This window comes from Dyadobacter ginsengisoli DSM 21015 (assembly GCF_059568735.1).
In genome coordinates, this window is sequence record NZ_JCANTY010000011.1 from 41,335 (window position 1) to 64,087 (window position 22,753).

At 45.3% G+C, this 22,753-nt stretch carries 18 protein-coding genes; 10 read left to right on the plus strand and 8 right to left on the minus strand.

Annotated features, from left to right (window positions below; all coding sequences use genetic code 11):
- Positions 1 to 5 precede the first annotated feature (5 nt).
- The 4 genes from BP71_RS32530 to BP71_RS32545 form a co-directional block, all read right to left on the minus strand.
- The gene (locus BP71_RS32530) at positions 6 to 3,056 is read right to left on the minus strand and encodes an efflux RND transporter permease subunit (RefSeq protein ID WP_496385814.1); all 3,051 of its coding nucleotides are present in this window, start codon (positions 3,054 to 3,056) and stop codon (positions 6 to 8) included.
- A gap of 10 nt (positions 3,057 to 3,066) precedes the next feature.
- Positions 3,067 to 4,110 (minus strand): efflux RND transporter periplasmic adaptor subunit, encoded by a 1,044-nt coding sequence (locus BP71_RS32535; RefSeq protein WP_496385815.1) that lies wholly within the window; start codon positions 4,108 to 4,110, stop codon positions 3,067 to 3,069.
- Positions 4,111 to 4,128: 18 nt separating this feature from the next.
- Positions 4,129 to 5,499, minus strand: a complete 1,371-nt coding sequence (locus BP71_RS32540) for a TolC family protein (protein WP_496385816.1) — start codon at positions 5,497 to 5,499, stop codon at positions 4,129 to 4,131.
- A gap of 127 nt (positions 5,500 to 5,626) precedes the next feature.
- Positions 5,627 to 6,226 carry a TetR/AcrR family transcriptional regulator gene (locus tag BP71_RS32545; RefSeq protein ID WP_496385817.1) on the minus strand — a complete coding sequence of 200 codons (600 nt, stop codon included), beginning with the start codon at positions 6,224 to 6,226 and terminating at the stop codon, positions 5,627 to 5,629.
- A 1,815-nt stretch (positions 6,227 to 8,041) separates the two neighbouring features.
- On the opposite strand from BP71_RS32545, the gene BP71_RS32550 reads away from it, so the two are divergent.
- Positions 8,042 to 9,274, plus strand: a complete 1,233-nt coding sequence (locus BP71_RS32550; RefSeq protein ID WP_496385818.1) for a site-specific integrase — start codon at positions 8,042 to 8,044, stop codon at positions 9,272 to 9,274.
- 181 nt (positions 9,275 to 9,455) lie between these two features.
- Here BP71_RS32550 and BP71_RS32555 read toward each other — a convergent pair whose 3' ends face one another.
- The gene (locus BP71_RS32555; RefSeq protein ID WP_496385820.1) at positions 9,456 to 9,758 is read right to left on the minus strand and encodes a hypothetical protein; all 303 of its coding nucleotides are present in this window, start codon (positions 9,756 to 9,758) and stop codon (positions 9,456 to 9,458) included.
- Positions 9,759 to 10,178: 420 nt separating this feature from the next.
- On the opposite strand from BP71_RS32555, the gene BP71_RS32560 reads away from it, so the two are divergent.
- The 3 genes from BP71_RS32560 to BP71_RS32570 all read left to right on the plus strand — a co-directional run bounded on the left by BP71_RS32560 (position 10,179) and on the right by BP71_RS32570 (position 14,441).
- Positions 10,179 to 10,892: a hypothetical protein gene (locus BP71_RS32560; protein WP_496385821.1), complete on the plus strand. Its 714-nt coding sequence runs from the start codon at positions 10,179 to 10,181 to the stop codon at positions 10,890 to 10,892.
- Between the two features lie 351 nt (positions 10,893 to 11,243).
- The gene (locus BP71_RS32565) at positions 11,244 to 12,500 is read left to right on the plus strand and encodes a hypothetical protein (protein ID WP_496385822.1); all 1,257 of its coding nucleotides are present in this window, start codon (positions 11,244 to 11,246) and stop codon (positions 12,498 to 12,500) included.
- Between the two features lie 642 nt (positions 12,501 to 13,142).
- Positions 13,143 to 14,441, plus strand: a complete 1,299-nt coding sequence (locus BP71_RS32570) for a site-specific integrase (protein ID WP_496385823.1) — start codon at positions 13,143 to 13,145, stop codon at positions 14,439 to 14,441.
- Positions 14,442 to 14,743: 302 nt separating this feature from the next.
- Here the strand turns inward: BP71_RS32570 and BP71_RS32575 are convergent, their stop codons facing one another.
- Positions 14,744 to 15,490 carry an SDR family NAD(P)-dependent oxidoreductase gene (locus tag BP71_RS32575; protein WP_496385825.1) on the minus strand — a complete coding sequence of 249 codons (747 nt, stop codon included), beginning with the start codon at positions 15,488 to 15,490 and terminating at the stop codon, positions 14,744 to 14,746.
- Positions 15,491 to 15,605: 115 nt separating this feature from the next.
- On the opposite strand from BP71_RS32575, the gene BP71_RS32580 reads away from it, so the two are divergent.
- On the plus strand, positions 15,606 to 16,187 hold the full coding sequence (locus BP71_RS32580; RefSeq protein WP_496385826.1) for a TetR/AcrR family transcriptional regulator: 582 nt from the start codon (positions 15,606 to 15,608) through the stop codon (positions 16,185 to 16,187).
- 63 nt (positions 16,188 to 16,250) lie between these two features.
- Here BP71_RS32580 and BP71_RS32585 read toward each other — a convergent pair whose 3' ends face one another.
- Entirely contained in the window at positions 16,251 to 16,670 is a 420-nt protein-coding gene (locus BP71_RS32585; RefSeq protein ID WP_496385827.1) for a winged helix-turn-helix transcriptional regulator, read from the minus strand.
- Between the two features lie 69 nt (positions 16,671 to 16,739).
- Here BP71_RS32585 and BP71_RS32590 point away from each other — a divergent pair, with 69 nt between their 5' ends.
- From BP71_RS32590 to BP71_RS32605, 4 genes are all read left to right on the plus strand, one after another.
- Complete coding sequence (locus BP71_RS32590; protein WP_496385828.1) at positions 16,740 to 17,684, plus strand: NADP-dependent oxidoreductase; 945 nt, start codon at positions 16,740 to 16,742, stop codon at positions 17,682 to 17,684.
- A gap of 499 nt (positions 17,685 to 18,183) precedes the next feature.
- Positions 18,184 to 19,119: a helix-turn-helix domain-containing protein gene (locus tag BP71_RS32595; protein WP_496385829.1), complete on the plus strand. Its 936-nt coding sequence runs from the start codon at positions 18,184 to 18,186 to the stop codon at positions 19,117 to 19,119.
- A gap of 233 nt (positions 19,120 to 19,352) precedes the next feature.
- Positions 19,353 to 20,147 carry an NADPH-dependent F420 reductase gene (locus BP71_RS32600; RefSeq protein WP_496386055.1) on the plus strand — a complete coding sequence of 265 codons (795 nt, stop codon included), beginning with the start codon at positions 19,353 to 19,355 and terminating at the stop codon, positions 20,145 to 20,147.
- 109 nt (positions 20,148 to 20,256) lie between these two features.
- Positions 20,257 to 21,018 carry an SDR family NAD(P)-dependent oxidoreductase gene (locus BP71_RS32605; protein WP_496385830.1) on the plus strand — a complete coding sequence of 254 codons (762 nt, stop codon included), beginning with the start codon at positions 20,257 to 20,259 and terminating at the stop codon, positions 21,016 to 21,018.
- 232 nt (positions 21,019 to 21,250) lie between these two features.
- On the opposite strand, the gene BP71_RS32610 is transcribed toward BP71_RS32605, so the two are convergent.
- Positions 21,251 to 21,832, minus strand: a complete 582-nt coding sequence (locus BP71_RS32610) for a Crp/Fnr family transcriptional regulator (protein WP_496385831.1) — start codon at positions 21,830 to 21,832, stop codon at positions 21,251 to 21,253.
- A gap of 248 nt (positions 21,833 to 22,080) precedes the next feature.
- Between BP71_RS32610 and BP71_RS32615 the strand changes: the two genes are divergently transcribed.
- Positions 22,081 to 22,506, plus strand: a complete 426-nt coding sequence (locus tag BP71_RS32615) for a nuclear transport factor 2 family protein (RefSeq protein WP_496385832.1) — start codon at positions 22,081 to 22,083, stop codon at positions 22,504 to 22,506.
- The last annotated feature ends 247 nt before the right edge of the window (positions 22,507 to 22,753 follow it).

Genomic DNA, 22,753 nt, shown 5'->3' on the forward strand with positions numbered 1-22,753 from the left:
TGACGTTAAGCCTTGTCAATGCTTGGCGGAATTAGCTTGTACATCACAGGTGTAACCACCCTTGACAGGATCGTTGAACTGATCAGCCCTCCGATCAATACGATCGCTAACGGGGCGATCAGCGGATTGGGGTTCAGCGCAATCGGGATAAGACCACTGATCGCGGTGATTGAAGTGAGTACCACAGGCAGAAACCTGGTTTCCCCGGCAATATGGATGGCCTCATCGATACTCTTACCCTCTGCTCTAAGCTGGTTGGTAAAGTCGACTAGCAACAGTGAGTTCTTAACCTGAATACCCGACAGCCCAATGAAACCGATAATGGAAACCATCGACATCGGATTTCCGGTCATCAACAAAAATATAACCCCGCCTAAAACACCCAGAGGGATGATAGACAACACAATAATGATCCCCTTAAAGGTTTTGAATTGTAATAACAGCACGCCGATAAAGAGGAATGTGCTCAAAATAATCACTGACATGAAATTTCCGCCCAGCGCATCGCCTTCCGATTCAGCCTCACCCGACAATTTGTAATAATAGCCCTTTGGCATTTTTAATTTGTCCAGCTCGGGCACCACATCCTTTAGAATATCATTGGCCAGCGTATTGTCCCGGGTCAGCGAAGTCACCTTGGCAAACCGCGATTTGTTGAAGTGGTTGATGGCAGTTGGCGAGGTTTCAAATCCTATGGTGGCGATCTGATCTACTTGCACGGGCATCCCCTGGATGTTGCTTACATAAAGGTTTTTGAGTGCATCCAGATTTGAAAACTTTTCGCGCGGAATGGTGATAACCACGTTCCTTGCATCACCACGGTCATCGATGTAATCACCGACATTGAGTCCGGCAACAGCCAATCTGATCACCTTGTCAATATCACTGGTCATCACGCCCAGCGTTCTTGCTTTCTGCTTGTCAATTCTGATTTTCACATCCGATTTATAAGCATTCAGCTCGTTGTTGATAAAGAAAGTGCCCGGGTGTTTTTGCAATATCTCTTCGACCTTAAAGGAAAGCGAACGCAGGGTATCCTGATTGTCACCAAAGACCCTGACCACAATATTCGCCTCGATCGGCGAGCCCTGATCCAAATCCTTCACCTCAATTTTGGCATAAGGGAAATCACGAAACTGGCTTCTAAGTTCTCTGATGATCGCAGTTTTGACATCCGGGGTTGTCTCTTCTTCCAACTGCACGAAAATCTGTGCAAAATCCGGTTTGATGTCCTGCTGGTGTACATTATAGTAGATCTGCGGATTGCCTTTGCCTACATTAGAGGTGTAATAAACAATCTCTTCATGCTTTTTCAATTCGGCTTCCACGAGTCGTGCTGCTCTGTCGCTTTCCGGAATATTAGCCTGCAAAGGCATTTTGATATTGATCAGAAACATGGGTTTTTCCGAAGTAGGGAAAAGCTTAAATCCTGCCAGCGGGAACAGTAAAAAGGCCATTACACTCAATGCAACCGATATGCTGATGGTGACTTTTGGCCATTTCAGGGCTACGGGCATGATACCTTTGTAGGAATAGGTCAGAAAGCCCTGTAATTTCCGAAGGAAGAAATTTCCTTCCGCGTGCGTATGGGTTTTCAGGACACTGCTTCCGATAAAAGGAACCAATGTCAGCGCCACAATCATGGATGCCAATACGCTGGTGATGATGGCCATGGGAAGGCTGCGCATGAATTCACCGGCGGCATCAGGTAAAAAGGCAAGCGGTAAAAAAGCGATAACGAGCGTGGCTGTACAACCGACCACCGCAGCGCCAATCTGTTTGGTTCCTTTCAAAATAGCGTCTTGCTTGGAATGCCCTTCGCGGAGCCACCTTTCAATGTTTTCAACTACTACGATGCTGTCATCGACCAAAAGACCCAGGGCGACCACAAGGCCTACGATACTGAGCTGGTTGAGCGAATAGCCCAATAGATTCATCGCAATCAGGCCGAGCGCCAAAGAAAGCGGAATGGAGATCATCACGATCAGCGAAGGCCTGAAACCCAGTGGTAGCAGCGTCACAATCACCAGCAAGATGGCTAAGCCGAAATCAAACCCAAGGTGCCCCAGACGTTTTGCAACCATATCGGCCTGATCAAAGTTTTTGACCATTTTAATATTCTCCGGTAAGGTTTCATTGAATTCTTCCAGTACAGGCTCGTACGCCTTTTTGACCTGACTAATGTCGACATCATTTTTCATCGCGGCTGTAACCAGAATACAGCGCTGTCCGTTGATGCGGGTAATGTGACTGACCGTTCCGTCTTTATAACTGATCTGCGCGACATCTTTGAGGTAGACAATTTTGCCGTTGGCGTTGTAGATGACCGTATTGGCGACGTCTTCCGCATTTTGAAATTTCCCGCTGGTCTTGACATTAAATACCTTGCTATCCATGTGGATACTCCCGCCCGGAACGTCCGCGGCCTCGCTCTGCAAACTGCCCACGACCAGATTCAAAGGGATTTTCAGCTGCGCGAGCTTATCGAGTTGCAGATCGATCCTGATTTCCTGCTCGGGCATACCGGTGTATTTCACTTCCCTGAGATCGGTGATCTTTTCGAGCTTGGTTTTCAATATATCCGCATTGTCTCTCAATGTTTTAGCCGAAGCAGTGTTTGAGATCAGTGCAACCTGAATGATTTTTACGTCGGACGAGGCGATTTTCTCGGTTTTGATCTGGTAAATCTCCTTGGGGAGCTCGCTGTTTTTCAACGCGTTGATTTCCGTGGAGATTTCCTGATACTTGTTATCTACATCGACACCATACTTGAACTTGACCTGAATGGCGGCCACGCCGTCTTCCACAGTTGTCAATATTTTGTCTATGTTTTCAAGTCCGTAAATTTTATTCTCAATGGGCTTTACCACCTGTTCCTCCATGTCCTTCGGGCTTGTGCCTGGATAGATGACAGTGATCAGGTATTGTGGCGGATGCGTAGTGGGGTCTTCCGAGCGGGGCATGGTAAACAAAGTCAGCACGCCGACAACAGCAACCAGAAGAAAAATAATCAGGGTGAACTGATAATTTTTGACTGCAAAATTCGTGATTTTCATTGCTTTGGATTTACTGGATTACTTTAATGGTAGATGCCTCGTTCAGATAGGCGCTGTTGGAAATAACCACCTGGTCGGCCGGGTTAAGTCCGTCTTTGAGATACACGGCCTTGTTATCAAAACTCAAAATGTTAACAGGCACCTTTCTGACTTTCCCTGTCCCATTTACAACAAACGCGTAGGCGGTGTTTCCGTCAGCTTCCACCAAAGCATCGTAGGGAATGCTCATAACATCCTGCGCTTTTCCAGTGGCAATCTGGGCCTTTCCAAACATGCCTACTGCTGGCTTAATGTCGGTCAGTTTCAATTTCAGTTCGACCTGAAAAGAAGCTGCGGCTGCATCAGAGGTCTGAGACTTACGCAGTACGACTGCGTCGATCTTTCTGTCAGGATATCCGTCCAAGGTTACCGTAGCTTTTTGCCCGGTCGAAACGGATGCCCACTCCTTGTCTGTAAGCCCAACCCTTAGCAGATAACTCTTGTCGTCTTTGGTCTCATTGATCACCAGCACCGGGCTGCCTGCACCCACCACCTCGCCTTCTGATGCGAGCCGCTTTGAGACAAAGCCATCGGAGGCGGCATAAATTTTAGAATACTGCTCGTTGAAAGAAACAGTCTCCTCGCCTTTTTTAGCGAGATCCAGCAGTGTTTTGGTATTTTGTAATTGCTCCTTGGTATAAACACTATCACGGTAAAGGTTCACGGCCCGGTCATAATCGCGCTGGGCTTTTTCTACATTCAGATTAGACTGGCTCAGGCCCGCTGCAATCTCTGTTGCATTCAGCACGGCAAGCAGTTGCCCTTTTCGGAACGATTGCCCTTCCTCTACCAGGATCCGGCTGATCACACCGCCTATCTTAAAACCATATTTTGCTTCGTGCTCTGTGCTTACAAGACCGGTTGCGGTGATGTTTCCAGACAAGCTTAATGAACTGGCAGGCAGCACTTTCACAGAAATCACATGGATATCCTCCAGGTGCGGTTTTTCTTTTTGTTTCTCGTCGCAGCTGATAAAGATGGCCGCTGCCAAAATGAGTAATGGAATCGTTTTCATATAATAAGTTGATTTGAGTTATTGAAATGTGAAACTGGCATTGGCACGTTCGATCGAGGCCTGCGTGATCCAGGTTTCGAATAAGGCAATATTGGCATCCAGACGGGCATTGATGAGCTGATTTTGCGCGTCGAGCAGCTCAATGTAGATGGCTACACCTTCCCGGTAGAGTTTGAGCTGGTCGTTGTAGTAGGTTTGTGCTGTTTTGAGCTGCGACTGCGCGGATTGATATTGCGCCACAGCACTTTGCATCTGGTTCTGGCGCATTTTCAGCTCCGTTAACAGCTGATGCGAAATATAATCGGTCTGCGCCGCAATGCTTTTCTGTTCTGCGACTGCTTTTTTGATCCGGTAATTATTTTTACCAAAGGCGAAAAGGTCCCATTCAAGCGACACGCCCCAGAAGTAGTAGCGGCTCTTATCATTGAATTTCCAGTCAAAAGCCTGCGAACCCAGGTCTATAAACGTTCCGACTTTGGGGACGATGTAGGATTTAGCCAGACCTGTCAGATTCGTGTTAATATCCTGCGCTGTTTTGAGTTTGAAAAGCTCCTCGCGGCCTGCCACATCACCAGCCAGCAACAAATCCAGTTCCGGTAACTTGGTGATAGAATCAATCTCAACACTGTCGGTCATCGGACGGTTGAGCAGGAAGTTGAAATAGTTCCGGGCCGATTCCTTTGTCTGCCGGGCTGAGATCAGAGATGCATTGATCTTGGCGACTTCGTTGGTGCTGCGGATGACGCCGGTCCTGTTAACTTTTTCATTGTCAAACAAAACCTGATTGATTCGTTTGCCTTCCTGCACTAACCCTAGTGAAGATTCATAGATTTTCACTGCATTGATCGCCTTTGCATATTGGTAATAAGCTGTTTTAATTTCCTTGACCAACTCGCGCTTGTAAACCAGCACTTCCGCTTTTTGCAGATCCACCTGCTGGGCTTTAATCCTTTTGTTATAAACCAGTTCCGCATTGATCAGCGGCATCGTTGTGCGAAATTTGGCATCGTAAAAGTTGTCCGGGAAAAGCTGAATGCTCTGGTTTTGGAGATTTGGAAAAGCCCCGGTTCCGGTAATCTGATTCAATGTTGAATAGACGCCATTCAACAAATCGCCTGTCGGGAAATCAACGGTCCGGCCACCGCTTGCTTTGTTGTACGTTGTTGAAAAAGATACGCTGGGCAGGAACATGGTTTTTGCCTCTGCCAGGGCCAGCACATTTCGTTCGAGAAGGAAATTTTGCTGCTGAATGCTCTGGTTCGAGCCGAGCCCTTCGGTGATGTAGGCTTGCAGCCGGTCCTGCCCTTTGGAAGGATAGGCCAGCATGGTGAGTATAGGAAGCGATAATACCGCCTTCCAAACACGGGATGTAGTAGGTCTATTATTCACTGTAATAAGTTTAAACAATGTTCAATAAATAGTTAAAAAATATAGGATGAGACGCTCAGGATTAGATGCATCCTGTTATAATCGTCCTGTGTTAGCTGAACGCTTTGATACTAAAAAGAAAAGCAAATCAATTTTTATCGACGATGGCAATGAAAGTTTCATAGCCATGTATCATCAATTCTTCGCTTGATTTTTCAAAAAAACCAGACATCCGGTCTTTGCAGTACAAGCAACAAATCCCGTGCATATACGACAGCGTCATGAAGGTCAGATATTTATTATTCAATCCTTGAAACCTGCCGTGATCTTGGCATTGCTGTATTACACCTGATAAATAATCAATACACTCCTGGGCAATCTGAAATCCTTCTTCTTTCCCAGATTCGCTAACCAGGAACATTAAGTTGTAATAATCCGTGTGTTTTTGGGCAAAGCGGATAAAGACCAGGCCCAAAGCTTTGAAACGCTCGTAAGGATCTTCAATAACATCCAACGTTTTAATTTCTCTCACTAGCAAACGAAATCCCTCCTTATGCAACTCTTGAAAAATCTCGTTCTTGTCTTTGAAATAAAAATAAATCGAACCCGGGCTGTAACTGATCTCGCTGGCGATGTTGCGGATGCTGGTCAGCTCATAGCCTTTTTCAAGAAATATCTTACGAGCGCCGTCCAGAATCAGTTTGTGCATTTCCAACTTCTCCTGCTCTTTTCTCTTTGCTATCGACATGTCATCTTTATTTGATATGCAAACCTATTAAACACTGTTCAATAAAAAAAATATTACGGCATATTTTTTGAACAGTGTTCAATTTATTTTCTTTAAATAACTGATTATAAGTATTTTAAAAAATTCCCCATTGCCATTTGACCCGCTACACCCTGACAGCGCATTGTCTCTAACAATGATAAGTAATGCAAAATATCCTCCTGTAGATGCTCGATCTGCTCGTGCGCTGCAACTGGCCATAGAAGGCTACGCGCCAAACAATAAGATGCCCGCGGCGTCCTTGGTCATAATCCGGGCGTTGCAGGCACTCCGCAAGACGCCGCAAACTTTTATCTGCGAATGGTCACATTATTGACATCAAAAATGAAACTTTAGGGCGTTATGATAGCGCTGTTGTTGGTGTTGGCACTCACAAATTCCGCCTGCTCGACCATTTAGCAACCTGCTGTCCCTACTGATTCAATACAAGTGCCAGCGGCTGAAAAAATTCTGATTGTTTACCTTTCACGAACAAAAAACAATGGGGCGATAGCCGAAATGATTTAGCCAAAGGTAGGTAGCAAACTGGTTTCGCTTGAACTTCGAAACACGTAACCTGCCGATTATAGAACTACTGTCGATCAATTGCTCGCAAGAATGCGTCGGGCTTTTGCCACCACTTGCGACTAGGATTGGTTCGATGGTAAATTTGATATGGTATTCATGGGCTTCCCGACCTGGGGAATGCAACTGCCACCACCAATTAAAAGCTTTCTTGCCCAATATTAAGGAACAGGCTTTCGGAACAGCAAATAAATCATGGCAAGCAGAATAGTACCGCTGACGCAGGAGAATATTCACGAATGGATCTGTTAGGCCTGATACCTGTTGCCGACCAATGAAAGGGAGCTGGCACGATTCGAAAAACTTCACGCTGCCGACGTCGCGGAAGAGCGCCGCATGGCCTCCCGCAAACACCGCGGTCCAACGCCTAATATCGAGCAACAAATCAGAAAAAACCAACAGGGGAAGCGGGACGGAGAGCAGTAGCAGCTTTAGGGTTAAAAAAGAAGCAGTAGCATTCACCGAGTTTCTCTCTTGTACTTTTTACCGAAACGGGAGAACAAACCTGGACGCCTCCCTTACAAACTTTCCACGGCTGCGTATAAATAGCCTGTTGTCAAAATGTAATGATTATTAGGAATTGATTGAAATTTTCAGTTATGCAACCAATAAGGTCGAGCTCACAAAATACTTATGACTGCGGCATTAGATAACATCAAAGCAATTTTCGGAATTCAGCATGGGACAATTAACTATTGAAGAAGCAAGGAAAGTAGAGATCGATGGGTTTTGAAAGTAAGGAATGGGAGGCAACTCCAAAAAACGACACAATTTTTTGGAGCCAGCTTATTTTGGATAGACGACTATAAAAGACTAAATTTGATACAGAGATATTTGAATTGAAGCCAAATCGAATCATTTTATTCGGTCCCCAATTCAGTCACCTATTCGATTCGATCGAATAACTTAACTGACAATCAATCACTTTCGTCGATATTCTGCGATTCCAGCGGGATCACTTGAAGAAATAACAAAAAGCACCAAAAGCCTGCAAATCAACAGATTAGTAGGCTTTTTTCTTTGTCGGATGTGCCAAAAGATTCAATTTTCCACAAATTTTTGGTGAGTAATTCGGTGAGTTCAAGGATCTGCAAATTTTACTCACCAGAATCGCTACAACTCATTGTGTAACAACCTGTTTACGCCGTAAACATCTTGTGCTGATTAGGCTTGCAAGACTACTTTTGTTCAACTTTTTAACCTGAAAAAGGTATGAAAACAAAGATCAGTCTGCTTTTCTATTTGAAGAAGCCGAAAAACTATCAAAAAGGGCCCGTGCCGATTTACTTGCGGATTACCGTTGAAAGTAAAAGAGCAGAATTTACGACCGGGCGAGAATGCGAGCCTAGCCGGTGGAATGCACTTGCCGGAAGAGTTACTGGTGCAAAGGAGGCTGTAAAGTCGGTTAATTCTTACCTCGGCAACTTAGAACAGCAACTATTGGACGCACACGCCGCGTTGGTGCGTGACGATGCTTTGATAACGGCAGAGACAATCAAAAACAAGTTTCTGGGCGTCGGTCCTAAGCAGCGGCTATTGATGGAGGTGATAGCTGACCATAACGAGCGTATGAAGGCATTGGTCGGCCAAGAATATGCTATCGGCACACTTAACCGCTACAAAGTGCTTGAACGTCATACATTGGCATTCTTGAAAGGTCACTTCGATACCGGCGATTTTGACATTAGCCGCATCGATTTCGCTTTCATCGCCGACTACGAATTCTATCTTCGCTCAGCACGCAAGATGGGCAATAATGCGGTGGTGAAGCACATGAAAATGTTTCGTAAGATCGTAAACATTTGCCTGGGTAATGGCTGGATGAATCTTGATCCATATTTGAATTTTAAAGGCAAGTTTAAGAAGGTTGACAAAGCGATCCTTACCCGAGCTGAGCTGGACTTGATGGCACATAAAGAATTTGCCAGTGATCGTCTCGCACAGGTTCGCGACACTTTTCTTTTTTGTTGTTTCACCGGCCTCGCTTACTCGGACATTCAGAAACTCCAACAAAGCCAGATAGCACGAGGGATCGATGGTGAGCAATGGATTTTCAGCCAGAGGACGAAAACGAATGTCAAATCGCACATTCCGCTGCTGCCGGAGGCGCTTCTAATCATTGATCGATACAAAGACCATCCGCTATGTGAATCTCGCGGCCTCGTGTTGCCAGTGCCGAGCAATCAGAAGATGAATGACTATCTGAAAGAGATTGCCGTAATCTGTGGTATTGACAAGGTTCTTACTTCACACGTGGCCAGGCATACGTTCGCCACGACTATAACTTTGCAGAATGGTGTGCCGATTGAAAGTGTTTCCAAAATGCTTGGACATACTAATATTCGTACGACCCAAATTTATGCGAAGATCCTTGACACGAAGGTCAGTGAAGATATGCAGGCTTTGAAAGGGCGGCTTTCCAAGAGGTCTGGTATGGAAGGTTAGCGCTGCACCTTCTCTCTCACGACCCCTCCTATTTGTGAGAGGGGATCGCGAGAGAGAAGGTGAAAGTCAGGAAGGACGAACGGAAAATCTCATTTGAAAATATCCTTGAAAGCCTGCTATTAATAAAATGTTGTTTGCACTTACTGATTTGATTGGGCGAGGGATGTTCTATTTAAATGCTTTATTGACCAGACCCTAATCTGTTCACAAACTCAATTGCTTCTTTCATCGTTTCTGGATACTTAGAATATCCGCTTCTGCCAGGTTCAGCGATATGATGATAGGTAAGTCCGTTCTGATGTAAATAACGGATCACAGCCCACTTCTTATTAGCGTTTTTCCTCGGCGGTCTAAACCGGTGCGGATACAGCGCCATCGCTTGTCCACATTCCAGACATTTTCGTGATTGCTTTTCTGCTATGGTATAATCAGCATTTAAGTTCACCGCTTTTTGACAGGCCAGGCAGACATATTTATGTCCCATATCGTCAATATTGTTTCTAAAAATGATTTAGGCGTTACTAACAAAATTACGGAATTTTTACCGGGCTCGTCCAAAATGGGAAAAACACTAGGACCTTTCCTCTTACTCTTCACAAGCAAATCTTATTCTGCGAAAGTGTCGATTGCCTCTTGACCGCAATCGGCAAGATGTAAGATTGTGTCACAATCTCGTCTTGCCGCCTAAACGCTCCGAATTCGCTGGCGGGAGAATTTTATAAAAATTCCAATCTCCTGAAAATGGTCGCCGGCAGCCGAACTAAACACGTGGGTCAATTACAAACTCCTAGATAGAAATAAACAGACACTTGATGACAGCTGACACAGACGAATTTACGTATATTAACGCCCGTCGCTGGGTCAATAAAGACCCGCGGCGAGCGTAGTAGAAATCGAAACTTGAATGATAGATCTTAAGCAAAAGCATTATCTAGGAGGATATTTTCTGACAAGGCTCGTTCCAATGAATTTTGGAATATACAGCGAAGCAATGATTCACACTTGTAGTAAGTGTATTAATGACCACCTGGTCAATATCTGGTCTTACAGCTGGACAATTGACAATGATGAACAAGCAGAAGAGGCAAAAGAAAATTTCCAGCTTTCAAACAGGGAGATCCACTTAATCAGAGCTTGGGTTGACAAAAATCACAATGAACATAAATTGGGCTGGGTTAACGTATTCACTGATATTGAGACGGCTTTGGAATACAAAACCACGTTCTTTTCACATCTAGATGACATTAAAGTCTTCGCTCTGTATTTTAATGAACGCGAGCGTGCTGACCTCCTTGACGAATTTAAACCTCAGTCGGACGGAATGGGAGAAATTGGTCTTCGGTTAACACTTCTGAAAGGCATTGAAGAAACAAACAATGATCAGTTTTTAGGCTTTGATTATATAGGTATCGAGTTCAGCGGGGACTTTCACACTTTTCATTGTCATGATCTCGGAGCAGAATTTTCAAACGAATTCGAATTAAACTTGAACGAATATGGGCTCTTTGATAGTGACATGAACTCCGATCAGGTTCTTGCCTATCTAAATGACGAAAGCAATGGCTGTGAGCCAGTTCCTTGGTTTGTTGCAAAAACAAAACTAGTCTTAGGTGTGTAATAGCCGACCGGGCAGTAGGCAGAAGTTTTTGCGAGTACAAAAAGTGTTGCTGTACTTTCCCTGGAAGTACTGCTCTTAAAAACATTAGTATGACAATTTCGAGTTGCGCTTCACTTGTCATGCACTTCATGCAAAGCTACGATTGCCTCTTAACCCCAATCGGCCAGATGTACAATTGTCGGACAATTGAATCTGGCCGCCCAAACGCTCCGAAGTCGCGGGCGGAAGAATTTTATTAATATTCCATGAAAACTGGGTTTTTGATACTCCCGTGCCTACTTGTCTACAATGTCGAGTGTACATTGTTCGGGCGGATTTTGCTAATTTGCCTGCTTCTGTAATCTTCGCGCAATGGCTCAGAAAAGCAAAGAACTCATTTCGGATTTTCAGGCTACTGGATGGAAAACTCCCAGGCTTTATGAGCGACTTTTTGAGTTGACTGAACAGACACACGAGATCGACTCTTTCGCACAAGAGTTCCTTTCGGCCTTTAAAAAATCGGCAGCAATCTTTAAAGATGCATTGAGCTACGTCTCCCGCAACCAATTTGCAGAGTTGATTCAACAAGCGCTCGCCATCTTGGCTTACGAGGAGAACGAGAACGCAGAAGATCTAATTCACAGTGCAAGTCTCCAATTCCCCGAATTACTAAGAGACCATGTGAGTCTGATCTTCGAATTACAACCAAACAGTGGCAGTTATTACGCTTCATACCCTTGGAGAAATTTGACGACGAACAAAATAAGCCAGTTCAAGGCTGCTCTATTAGACTCTGGAACAAGTCTAGACGATCGTATTTTTCTATTCAAATGTTTGCTAGCAACAAGAGACTTCGCAACCGTTAACTTCGCGGTACAGTACGCTTGTAAAAGTGAGCTTTTCGGTGAAAAGGAAATTGGCATAAGGCTTACCGGAGATATGGAATCGGTGGGTTTTACTGTCCGAAATGGCACGATTGAAAGGTATTGCATGAACCACGTCAGACATTTTACCTTCCCCAAAAACTACTTTTCAGCAGATCGCCCCATTCACCTCAATAAAGATCAGCATCCCACCTGGAACCTTCGTTCTGATAGTCGTTTTGCATTCGGTGGCATATTAGATGAAACCACTGAAAATATATTTGTACATCTGCTGACTTTGGATGATTCTTTTTCAGAGTCAGGAGTGTCAGGCCTTTCAACTGTCACTTTCGGGGTTCATCTTAGTGAGCTAAATGAATTCCACGAATTGTTTTATCAGCATAACAGAGGTGGCCAGCCTAACAGGATTGGCGCCATTAATAAGCCTAATAACTACGAGCCTTTTCCGATTAAATCTACTTTGGTTGGCTTAGCCGAAACGCCGGATAGATGGCGCATACAAGATTGGGCATCTTCGAATAGCAGGGAAAATCTTTTCAGACTCGGAGGTGAACCGACGTGGATACAGAATGCGGAAGTTCCGAAGTGTCCATTGTGTGGTGAAAAGATGAACTTTTTGATGCAGTTCGATTCAGAATTACCTGATACGGAAGGCGGGGAAGTATCTTTTGGAAGTGGAGGTATCTGTTATGCCTTTTGGTGCGACAAGGACAAGATTAGTGGTTTTCTGATGCAATGCACGTAGACTTAAATTTCTTAATACGAAGACCAGGTTGTCGGAATTGTCTACCCCATTTTCCCGTCCGTATTGGCACAATTTACAGTCCATAAGGAAAGTATCATGCTAGGATTGATATGACTTTTCTTCCTTATCTACTTGCATAACTTATGTGAAGAATTTAAAGATTGCCTCTTGCCCGCAATCGGCCAGATCTACAATTGTCGGACAATTGAATCTGGCCGCCCATTCGCTCCTAAGTCGCTGGCAGGAAAGTTTTATAAATTTCCCTATCTTTGACCTAATTGCAAGCCCGTCACCACAATTTGGTGAGTGACAAGGTGAGTAAAAGATTTGACAGGATACAAGTAATTGATAAGCAATTCGTTATCTGGAAAAGTATGATTCCAGCGGGATCACTTAAAGCGCCTCAAAGGGCGCTTTTTTGTTTTAAATTGTTCTGAAAATCAGCTTGTTTCAAAATTTCTGAATCATTCCTGATCAAAGTAACCTATCCGATTCGGTTACCGTTTCGGTTACCTATCTGATTTTCTAAATTAGGTAACCGAATTTCCGAAAATAGCTTGTGTGATGTGGTTTTGAGGAAATCGATGCGTCGCCTGCGGGAAGTCCCCGCAGGGAACATTAGATCACTTAAAAATGTGAAGGATGAAAAGCAATCAGAAACTTTCGATCCTCTTCTGGCTATTCAAAGCCAAAGCAACCAAAGACGGCAAGGCGCCGATTTATGTCCGGATTACCATCGATGGTCTCGATGACGAAATCTCCCTCGGCAAAAAAGTGGCCGCTGAGGACTGGTGCAACCAAACCAAAAAGGTTACTGCCTCAGGAATGGAAGCCAAACTGATCAACATTGCCATCGATCAGGCACGCACTTCACTCACTTCCCAATTCATGGTGCTGCAATCGCAGTTTGAATGCATCACGCCTACCATGCTCAAAAATGTCTTCAAAGGCAAACCGGTGGAAGACAAAAGTGATGCGCCCAAGCAAGGTTTGAAGAAGCAACAGACCCTGCTTCAAGCATTCGACGAACATATCGAAAAATTTGAATTGATGGTTCAGCGCAGGATGCGCTCAGACAACACACTGCGGCATTGGCGAAAACTTAAAAGGCATATCACTGCATTTATCAAGTTTCAGTACAAAACATCGGACTTAAATTTTTCAGAGCTATCTGGCCTGTTTGCAGAAGAACTTTACGAATACCTAACGCTACACAAGCCCAAACCACTCGCGGAGGTATCTGCCCGCAAGGATCTAAAATGGACCAGGCAGATTGTAAAAATCGGTGTAAAAAAAGATTTCATAACGCGCAACCCGATGGAAGGTTTTAAATGCTCGGGCGGAGATGTTGAAGTAATCCCATTGGAATTTGAACAGGTGGAAAGAATTCACCGAAAGAAGCTGCATGTTGAAAGGCTGGCAGAGGTGCGTGACGCCTTCATCTTTCAGTGCTTTACTGGCTTTGCTTACCAAGACATCCATGGACTCACCCGTGATAGCATAACGCTTGTCGGGCCGAAGAGGGAAAGGTGGCTTGTCCGTAAACGAGGAAAAACGCAGGTCGGCGAAATGGTGCCGATACTGCCGATTGTTGAGGAGCTGATTGAAAAGTACAAGGAGCATCCGTACTGTGTTGCACACGATAAGCTGATTCCGGTGAACAGCAATTTCAGGTACAATACCTACCTGAAGGAGCTAGCAGACCTCTGCGATATTCGCGACATAACAGGAAATATCAGAAGGCTGGACACTCATGATGCCAGACATTTTTTTGCGGATATGATGCTCAACAATGGCGTTCCTCTTGAAGATGTCAGCAAGATGCTTGGCCATAGAAACATTAGAACTACGATGCGTCATTGCCGCGTGAGAAAATCGCGCATTAGCTTCGAAAAGCTTTATGATGCCCGACCTAGTTATTGCTTTGGCGGTCTTGATTGACAATTTTGACCGCCGAGGTACCACCCCACTAGAATGTTAGAGCGAAAATTCTGCGATTCATAAATGGTACACAACCGACAACATGGACGGCATATTCGCAAACAAACTAGCCAGATCCGGAATGGTAAATTTCTTAAATTTCAACCTGTCTGTCGTTACAGGACACTTACAACAGGTCGCCGAGTGTTTAAAGTGTTGATTATTCGTTAACAAGGCATGTAACATTTCGTTGAACCAGGTGGTTTGGGCTTAGTTATTAAGATCCTATTCCACCTGGCTACTAAATGATAACTGGTCTTGAATTATGCGTTTATTCCTCCATCAACCGCAAAACTGCTACCTGTGATATAGCTTGCTTCCGGGCCTGAGAGGAAGTTCACCATAGCGGCAATTTCCTGCGGTTTCCCTAACCTTTTGAGTGGAATTGCATTAGTGAATGCCTCACGGACCGCCGGGTCAGCGGGCATCATATCCGTGTCGATCGCTCCTGGCTCAACGGTATTCACCGTGATATTGCGGGGAGCCAGGTCCCAGGCAAGTCCGCGGGTGTAGCCGCTAATGGCGGCTTTGGTTGCGGCATAATCCGACATGAAGGGGCCTCCAATTCTTTTACCACCCACTGAGCCGATATTGATAATCCTGCCGCCTTCCGGAATATGTTTCACAGCGGCACGCACTGCTTCGGAAACTGCCCGGATGTTCACGTCCACCTGACGGTCATAGTCCCCCGACTTCTCGGCAGCTTGATCCAGTGGCCCTGCGACTGCGATTGCAGCATTATTGACCAGGATATCGATTTTTCCGAATTTCTCGACGGCCTCGTTTATTGCCTTGGTCAAAGCCCCATTTTGTGCGGCATCCGCTCTGATTCCCAGGGCGCTTCCCCCGTTGTCTTTTATTTCGTCAGCCAACTTCTTGGCCTTCTCCTCTGAGCTGACATATGTGAATGCGACGCTGGCGCCTTCTGAGGCTAGTCTTCTGACAATCGCTTCGCCCATCCCGCGTGTACCACCTGTAACGAATGCGACCTTTTCTGTTAGTGTTTTCATGATGAATCTGGTTTATTCTGGAATTATAGTTCCAGAATGGAAATATTGGAATTTTAGTTCCAGTATTTTTGTATTTTTGTTACGACAGTTCCAATTTGGCGTTAATCACTAGGCAATGGCTAGAAACCGAAACTTCAACGAACAGGAAATTTTAGATAAAGCAATCGAGCTTTTTAAGGTTCGCGGGTACCGCGGTACCACGCCGGAGGAACTGGTGAACACGTTAAACATCAGCAGGTCGAGCCTGTACAACACTTTTGGGGACAAGCATTCACTGCTGCTCAAAGCGCTTCACCGGTATCACGAGAAGACGGTCGTATCGCTGCAAGAAATTATTGCGAACACTCAGGAGCCGCTGACCGGGATCAGGCTGATCTTCAAATTGTCGATCGAGGGCACGTATCCGGGGGGTATGCCACAGGGCTGCTTTTTGATCAACTCGATTATAGAGTTTGGTCCTGATGAGCCGGCAGCAGTTGAAATCGTGAAGAAGAGTATCGATGCAACCAGGAGAGCGTTGCTTCACTTCGTAGCGCACGGCAAGAAAACAGGTCAGTTCTCAGATAGCCTGGATGCTGAGACGATGGCCGACTATTTGCAAAACTGTATTAACGGGATCGTTGTCTCGGCCAAAGCCGGAATGAGTCAGGCCGCTTGTGAACGAATGGTTGAAAGCGCGCTGATATTGCTACACTAATAGTCCCGTTCCTGCCGACCGTATATTTACTGGCGTTCCAGCAGCCATTAGCGCCTGCCGACTTTATGGCTTACCAGTGATGATTTTATGATGGTTCTCTCCCCAACGGATCATTTCCAATATCAGGTTCCCATATTCAAGAGCGTATTGGGTGAACTCGTATTCAATAGTTGCAGTAAAATCGGGATCGACATTTCTGACGATCAATTTATTGTCTTCCAATTCTTTCAAACTTCTGGACAACATCCGTTTGGTAATACCAGGTATACTGTTTTGAATATCGGTAAACCGTTTGTTCCCCTTACAAATGGAATGGATGATCGGTAGCTTCCATTTACCACCGATCACGTAGATCGTATCCTGCAACGCCCTGATCTGGGACTGAATTTGGGTTGTGTTATCCGTTGGGCTCATAAACGGGCAGGTATCAACGGTGATACCTGCGGCAAAGTTACGCGGAAGTTGCCATAATTTTGTTCGCAAATCCCGGATGGATAACAAAAGCATGCCGTAAAAGCAAACAATCGTAACCGGGTGCGTTTCAAACGACTTATGAAAGCAATGACAATTAATGGTCATGGCGGAGTTGAGAACTTTGCCATGGCACTGGTGCCCATTCCGCAGATCAAAGACGACGAGGTCCTGGTGCGGACAAAGGCGGTCAGTATCAATCCGGCCGACACCATCGTCCGTAGTAACAAGGAAGTGAGCTGGGTGTTTGGTAGCGACCAGCCATTGATCCCCGGATGGGACATCTCTGGCGAGGTTGTTGGGGTCGGGACCCGGGTTACAGATTTTAAAATGGGCGACGAGGTCTTCGGCGCTTTGCGGCACCCGTACATCGGGCGGACTTATGCCGAATTTGTAGCTGCGCCTGCCTCTGACCTGGCACATAAGCCCACCAACATCAGCCATGAGCAAGCTGCTGCAGCCACGCTGGCTGCGCTAACCGCCCTGCAACCGATTCAGAAAATTGGCATCAAAAAGGGTGATCGCGTCCTGGTCACTGCGGCCGGCGGAGGTGTAGGGCATTTTGCTGTCCAATTCGCCAAATATTTTGGTGCTCATGTAATCGCCCTTGCATCAAAAGCAAAAAAGGACTTTGTTATCTCGTTGGGCGCTGATGAATTTGTCGACTACCAGCACGGCCGGTTTGAGGATCGTATTGCAGATGTTGACCTTGTGATAGAGGCGGTCAAGCAGGATGGACATATTCAAAGAACTATGCAGGTCGTCAAGCCGGGTGGTTCATTGATCAGCCTGTGGTCAAATGTTAACAGTGACGAAAAAGCGGTGGCCGACCGCCTGAATGTCAATGCGTTTTATAATATGGTATTATCAAATGGGCAGGATATGAAGTTCATTGCTAAACTGTTAACGGAAGCGGAGCTCGTGCCGCATGTGGCAGCGACCTATCCGCTTGATGCAATGGCCGATGCCCATCGGGAAATCGAAAAGGGGCATACCCAAGGAAAAATTATTATCATTTTCGAGTAAGCCTCAAATCCATCCAAGTCATTAAAATTAGCCATTTGTGAACCAATCGATGACGAAGACTACTTCCTCCTCGTCTGACAAGGCTGAAAGACCAAATAAGCGCCTCTTTGAGGCGCTTGCTTATCTGTTAATAATTGTCGGTTTGTAGCCGACAGGTATCGATAGCAAAGGAATGTTCAGCTGTGATGCCATTATGCCGGTTTTGCTACGATGTACAATTGATGACCAAAACTTATGTTCTTTATGGAACCATAATCAATAGATAGTGGATCCAGTCGGCGGGATTAAAATGTTTAACATTACGTTTTACGCCAGCCTATCAGATGAGAATATTTCGGAATGGGCGACCTGAAAGGATAATTCCTGCTTCCCGCCGACACTCATCACAGGATGAAACCTTGCAAGTAAGTCACGCCGTGAAAGGACAGGTCCGGTAACAACGGCGATTTGGCGTGAGATCTTGCTACTGAAATTGATTTGATTTGAATACCTTTGCAAAATGCAGGAAATTTCTGGCTTGAAGGAATTAGTAGCCACCAATAGCGCGTGTTTAGCAGAATACAAGTTGTTGGCCGAAGTGAATCATTTTAATGTATTCAACCAGTCCGAAATCTGTGAACGTACCCGACCAATGCACAGAAGTGATTTTTACAAGATTTCATTGATCAAGGGCAATGGGGTACTGCAGATAAAAGATGAGTATATTGAGATTGATGGAAATGTTTTGATCTTCTTTAATCCTACGATTCCATACTACTGGCAGTCGCTGTCCGAAGAAAGACCATCTTATTATTGCTACTTCGACAGCTACTTCCAATCGAAACTGGCGAACAAAGATTACTTTCAGCAATCAGCTCTGCTCACCCCCGGGTCTGTCCCGGTATTTGCACTTACGGACGAAGTTGCCGATGAAATACGTGTCATTTTTGAGGACATGTACGAGGAAATTCAAGGGGACTACCATCATAAGTATGACATACTTGCCACTTATCTTCAACTACTTCTGCAGAAAGCCTTCAAGTTCCAAAACAGTTCCCGCAGGACCTCCGCCAATAAGTCTGCGTCAATCCGTATTCTCTCCAATTTTTTCAACTTACTTGAAAAACAATTTCCGATTGATTCTGTGGAGCATCCCATCAGGTTGAAAACGCCGAAGGATTTTGCGCAGGAATTGGCGATACATGTTAATTATCTAAACGCCGCTGTAAAAGAATTGACTGGAAAAAAAACCTCTGAAATCATTGCCTCAAGAGTGATAACAGAAGCAAAAGCCCTTCTAAAACACAGCAACGCCGACGTTGCCGAGATCGCTTATATGCTTGGCTTCGAGTACCCGAATAACTTTGTAACATTTTTCAAGAGGCACGCCAAGGATACACCAAAGTCATTTCGAAACAACGAGAACATCCCTGCCTTGAAGCCTCAAAATATTTGAATCGCATACTTTTTCATTTGATTTGCAAATGTCTCTTTGATGAGTAGGTCGTAGTTTTGCCCTACGATGTTTTTACAAAGTTGACGGATAAATCTCCTCTGTTTTCCACTCAAAAATAGCACGGGAAATATCGCGATCGTCCGCTAGGTACGCGCGTGCTAAAAGCTCGCGAAGGACAGCCATGCCTTTTTGCTCAACAGTAGCGGCAGCAGGTGAAACGCAGAGCTAAAGAAATGAAAATTGGCAAAACAATGCATATGAAAATAGGAATAATAGGCACCGGTGCCTTGGGAGGAACCATTGCAAGGAAGTTGGCGGGCGCTGGCCATAAGGTTAAAGTAACAAACGCCAGCCCCCTGAGTGTATTAAAAGAGACAGCTGCACAATTGGGTGTTGCTGCTGCAAGTATTAAAGACGTGGTTCGAGACGTAGAGGTCATCATTGTGTCCATTCCAACCAAAGCTATACCTCGTCTACCTGGTGACCTGTTCGCAGGCGTTCCGGATGGTGTTATCATCATTGATACAACCAACTATTACCCTTATCGTGACGGCAATATGGAAAATGGTTTCGTAGACAGATTAGAAAGCATCTGGGTTTCCCAGGAATTAGGAAGACCAGTCGTGAAGGCTTTCAATAACCTGTTATCCTATACACTTGAGAATCGTGCAAAAGCGAAAGGCGAACCTGGCCGGATCGCGATGGCGGTTTCAGGGGATGATGAAAAGGCAAAAAGCATTGTATGCGGACTCATTGACGAAATCGGCTTTGACCCTGTCGATGTCGGGCCATTGTCAGAATCGTGGAGACATCAACCCGGCATGCCTTCATATTGCACGGAATTAAACGCTACCGAACTTGAAGAGGCCCTAGCTGACCACGAAAACATCAGGGAAAAAGCTGCGCAGCTAAGAGATCCTACGACAGGCAGCCTGATGGCTAGAACAACGCCGCCTTCACACCAGGAAATACTAGATGCAATCCGCTCACTTTTCCCAACCAATCCAAAGCAAGATGGTGGACAGTGAAATAAAAACATTGAATTCAACGAGCACATCACACGATCCTTACAACAAAGCTGAGGGTTAGCGCTAGTACAAAAGGATCAATAATTGATAAATAAAAAACAAAAAAACTATGCGTAAAAAATTGGCTAACAAGGTGGCAATTGTAACTGGGGCGTCTAAAGGAATAGGTGCAGGTATTGCCAAACAACTCGGCGCCGCAGGCGCCAGCGTTGTGGTAAATTATGTAACAAGCAAGACTGACGCTGACAAAGTCGTAAAGGAAATCACAAATCATGGAGGAACTGCGATCGCTGTCCAAGGTGATGTCTCTAAGTCAAAGGAAGTAACGCGTCTTTTCGAAGAAACAAACAAAACCTTTGGGGGTTTAGATATTCTGGTAAACAATGCTGGCATCTACTGGACTACACCCCTTGGCGATTTTACAGAGGATGCATATCGCAACATGTTTGACGTCAATGTTCTGGGTACGCTGTTAGCATCACAAGCAGCGCTTAAACTATTTGAGGGAAAGGGCGGCAGTATTATCAATATCAGTTCTGTTGCTGCTACCAAGCCAGAAAATACGCTATCCGTTTATGGCGCGACCAAAGCAGCTATGAGTTTGTTGACTTGGTCACTTTCGCAGGAATTGGGACCTAAAAACATTCGTGTAAACTCTTTAATCCCCAGCATGATTTTGACCGAAGGGCTTGCGAGCCTGGGATTGCTTCCGAATACCGATAATCCATTCGTTAACGCCATGATAACCCGGACTGCTTTGGGTCAGTTAGCGACGGCCGAAGACATCGGTAATGCAGCAGTATTCCTCGCAAGTGATGCAGCCCGTCTGGTAACGGGACAAGAAATTGACGTAACAGGAGGATTCAAATAATAACTGTTTTAACCCGAGGCACGCTTAAAGAAGTGAATTTTCAACCCGAATTATAAATTCATTGATGCATGAAGGCTAAGCCGGTCAGAAAATATTTCTAGCCGGCTTTTTAGCTGACTGATGCACTCTCAGAATACACTCGAATGTGAGACTGGATCACCTCTACAAACGCAAATTTATTTACGCCCCGATTACAAATCCACGCTGGCATGGTAATACCATTGGGCAAAGATCAAAGAATGGTGCCCCTACGGACCCTGCTCAGTGTTTCCTTGGTAATTCCAAGATAGGATGCAATGATATGTAGCGGAAATCGCTGTAAGAAATCAGGGTACTCCCTTACAAAATCTGCGTAACGGGAGTCGGCTGCAAGGCTGATTGTGGAATTCAAACGCTTCTGGTTGGCGATCGAGTTTCTCTCCTCCATTATTTGGAGCATCTTCCTTACCGAAGGTATTTGGTCCAGTAGGCAGATGGTATCTGCATGGCTAATGGTAAGCAGTTCGCAATTTTCCCAGGCATCAATGTTGTATTTTGATGGTGTCAGCATGACAATGCTTTCCCTGTCGCCCATCCACCAGTTCTCGATGCCCAGCTGTACGACATGCTCGATTCCCTTCTCATCAATGCTATACTGCCTCATTGCTCCGCTGACAATAAAACAAAAATGCTTGCAGACATCGCCTTGCTGAAGAAAATACTGGCGCTTTTTAAGTCTCTTGGCCGAAAAGGTCTTTCGAACAAGGTCCTCTTCCTGCTTATTCAAGGGCATGCCGGAGTACCTATTGACATATGAAATCAGTGAGTCATGCATAAGGCGAAAATTTAAGGATTGAGCTACATTCTCCTTCGTAATGTTGCAGCCAGTAGCCGCCCTGCCTGGGGTCTACATCCAGCACTTACCAAGGGTGGCACATACGCCTAGTTGCCCTACCATCAACCATGAACGAATATACACAACCGTTGATATTTGTCAAGGCTCTTTTTTATCATTTGTCATCGCTCAACGACACTGCGAGGAAGTAGTTTTGTTGAACAATATAAATTTAAAAATCAGAAATCATGACACAATCAAAGAATGACATTTCGGCTAATTTAACTGAATCAAACAAGCAAATCGTTTTGCAGGCCTATGCCTCGCTGAAGGCAGGAAATGTCGCCGGCTACTTCGACAGCATGGCAGATGACATCACGCTCACCTATTTCGGCAATCACCTGTTCACTGGGACTTACCGCGGCAAGAAGGACATTCTGGACAACTACGTGCCTGTGTTGCTCAATCGCCTCGAAGGCCCCATAAAGATCACGGTTACCAACGCGATTGCAGAGGGCGATCAGGTTTTCGTCGAGGCGGAGGGCGAATCACGAACCAAGGATGGTCTCGATTACAACAACCTCTACGGCATTGTACTACGTTTGAAAGATGGAAAGATTACGGAAGTACGTGAATACATGGACACGGAGCTTGTTAAGACCATCTTCGGCTGACATCGCTGTAACACGCAACTTAAAAGGTAATAGTTGCTAACCGACACTCAGACCCAAGGCCGTCCGGCATGGTAAGTCTATGCTCAGGGATGCACGACTCCTACACCACGACAAGCGCGGTACGATCATAGCGCCGAATCAAGTAGCGAGGAATCTTAAGCACACCATTCATTAGCAGAATATGAATGGTGTGATACTTCTCAAAAGATCTTTTACAATCCGGGGATTTTTCCGGAATCGGACATTA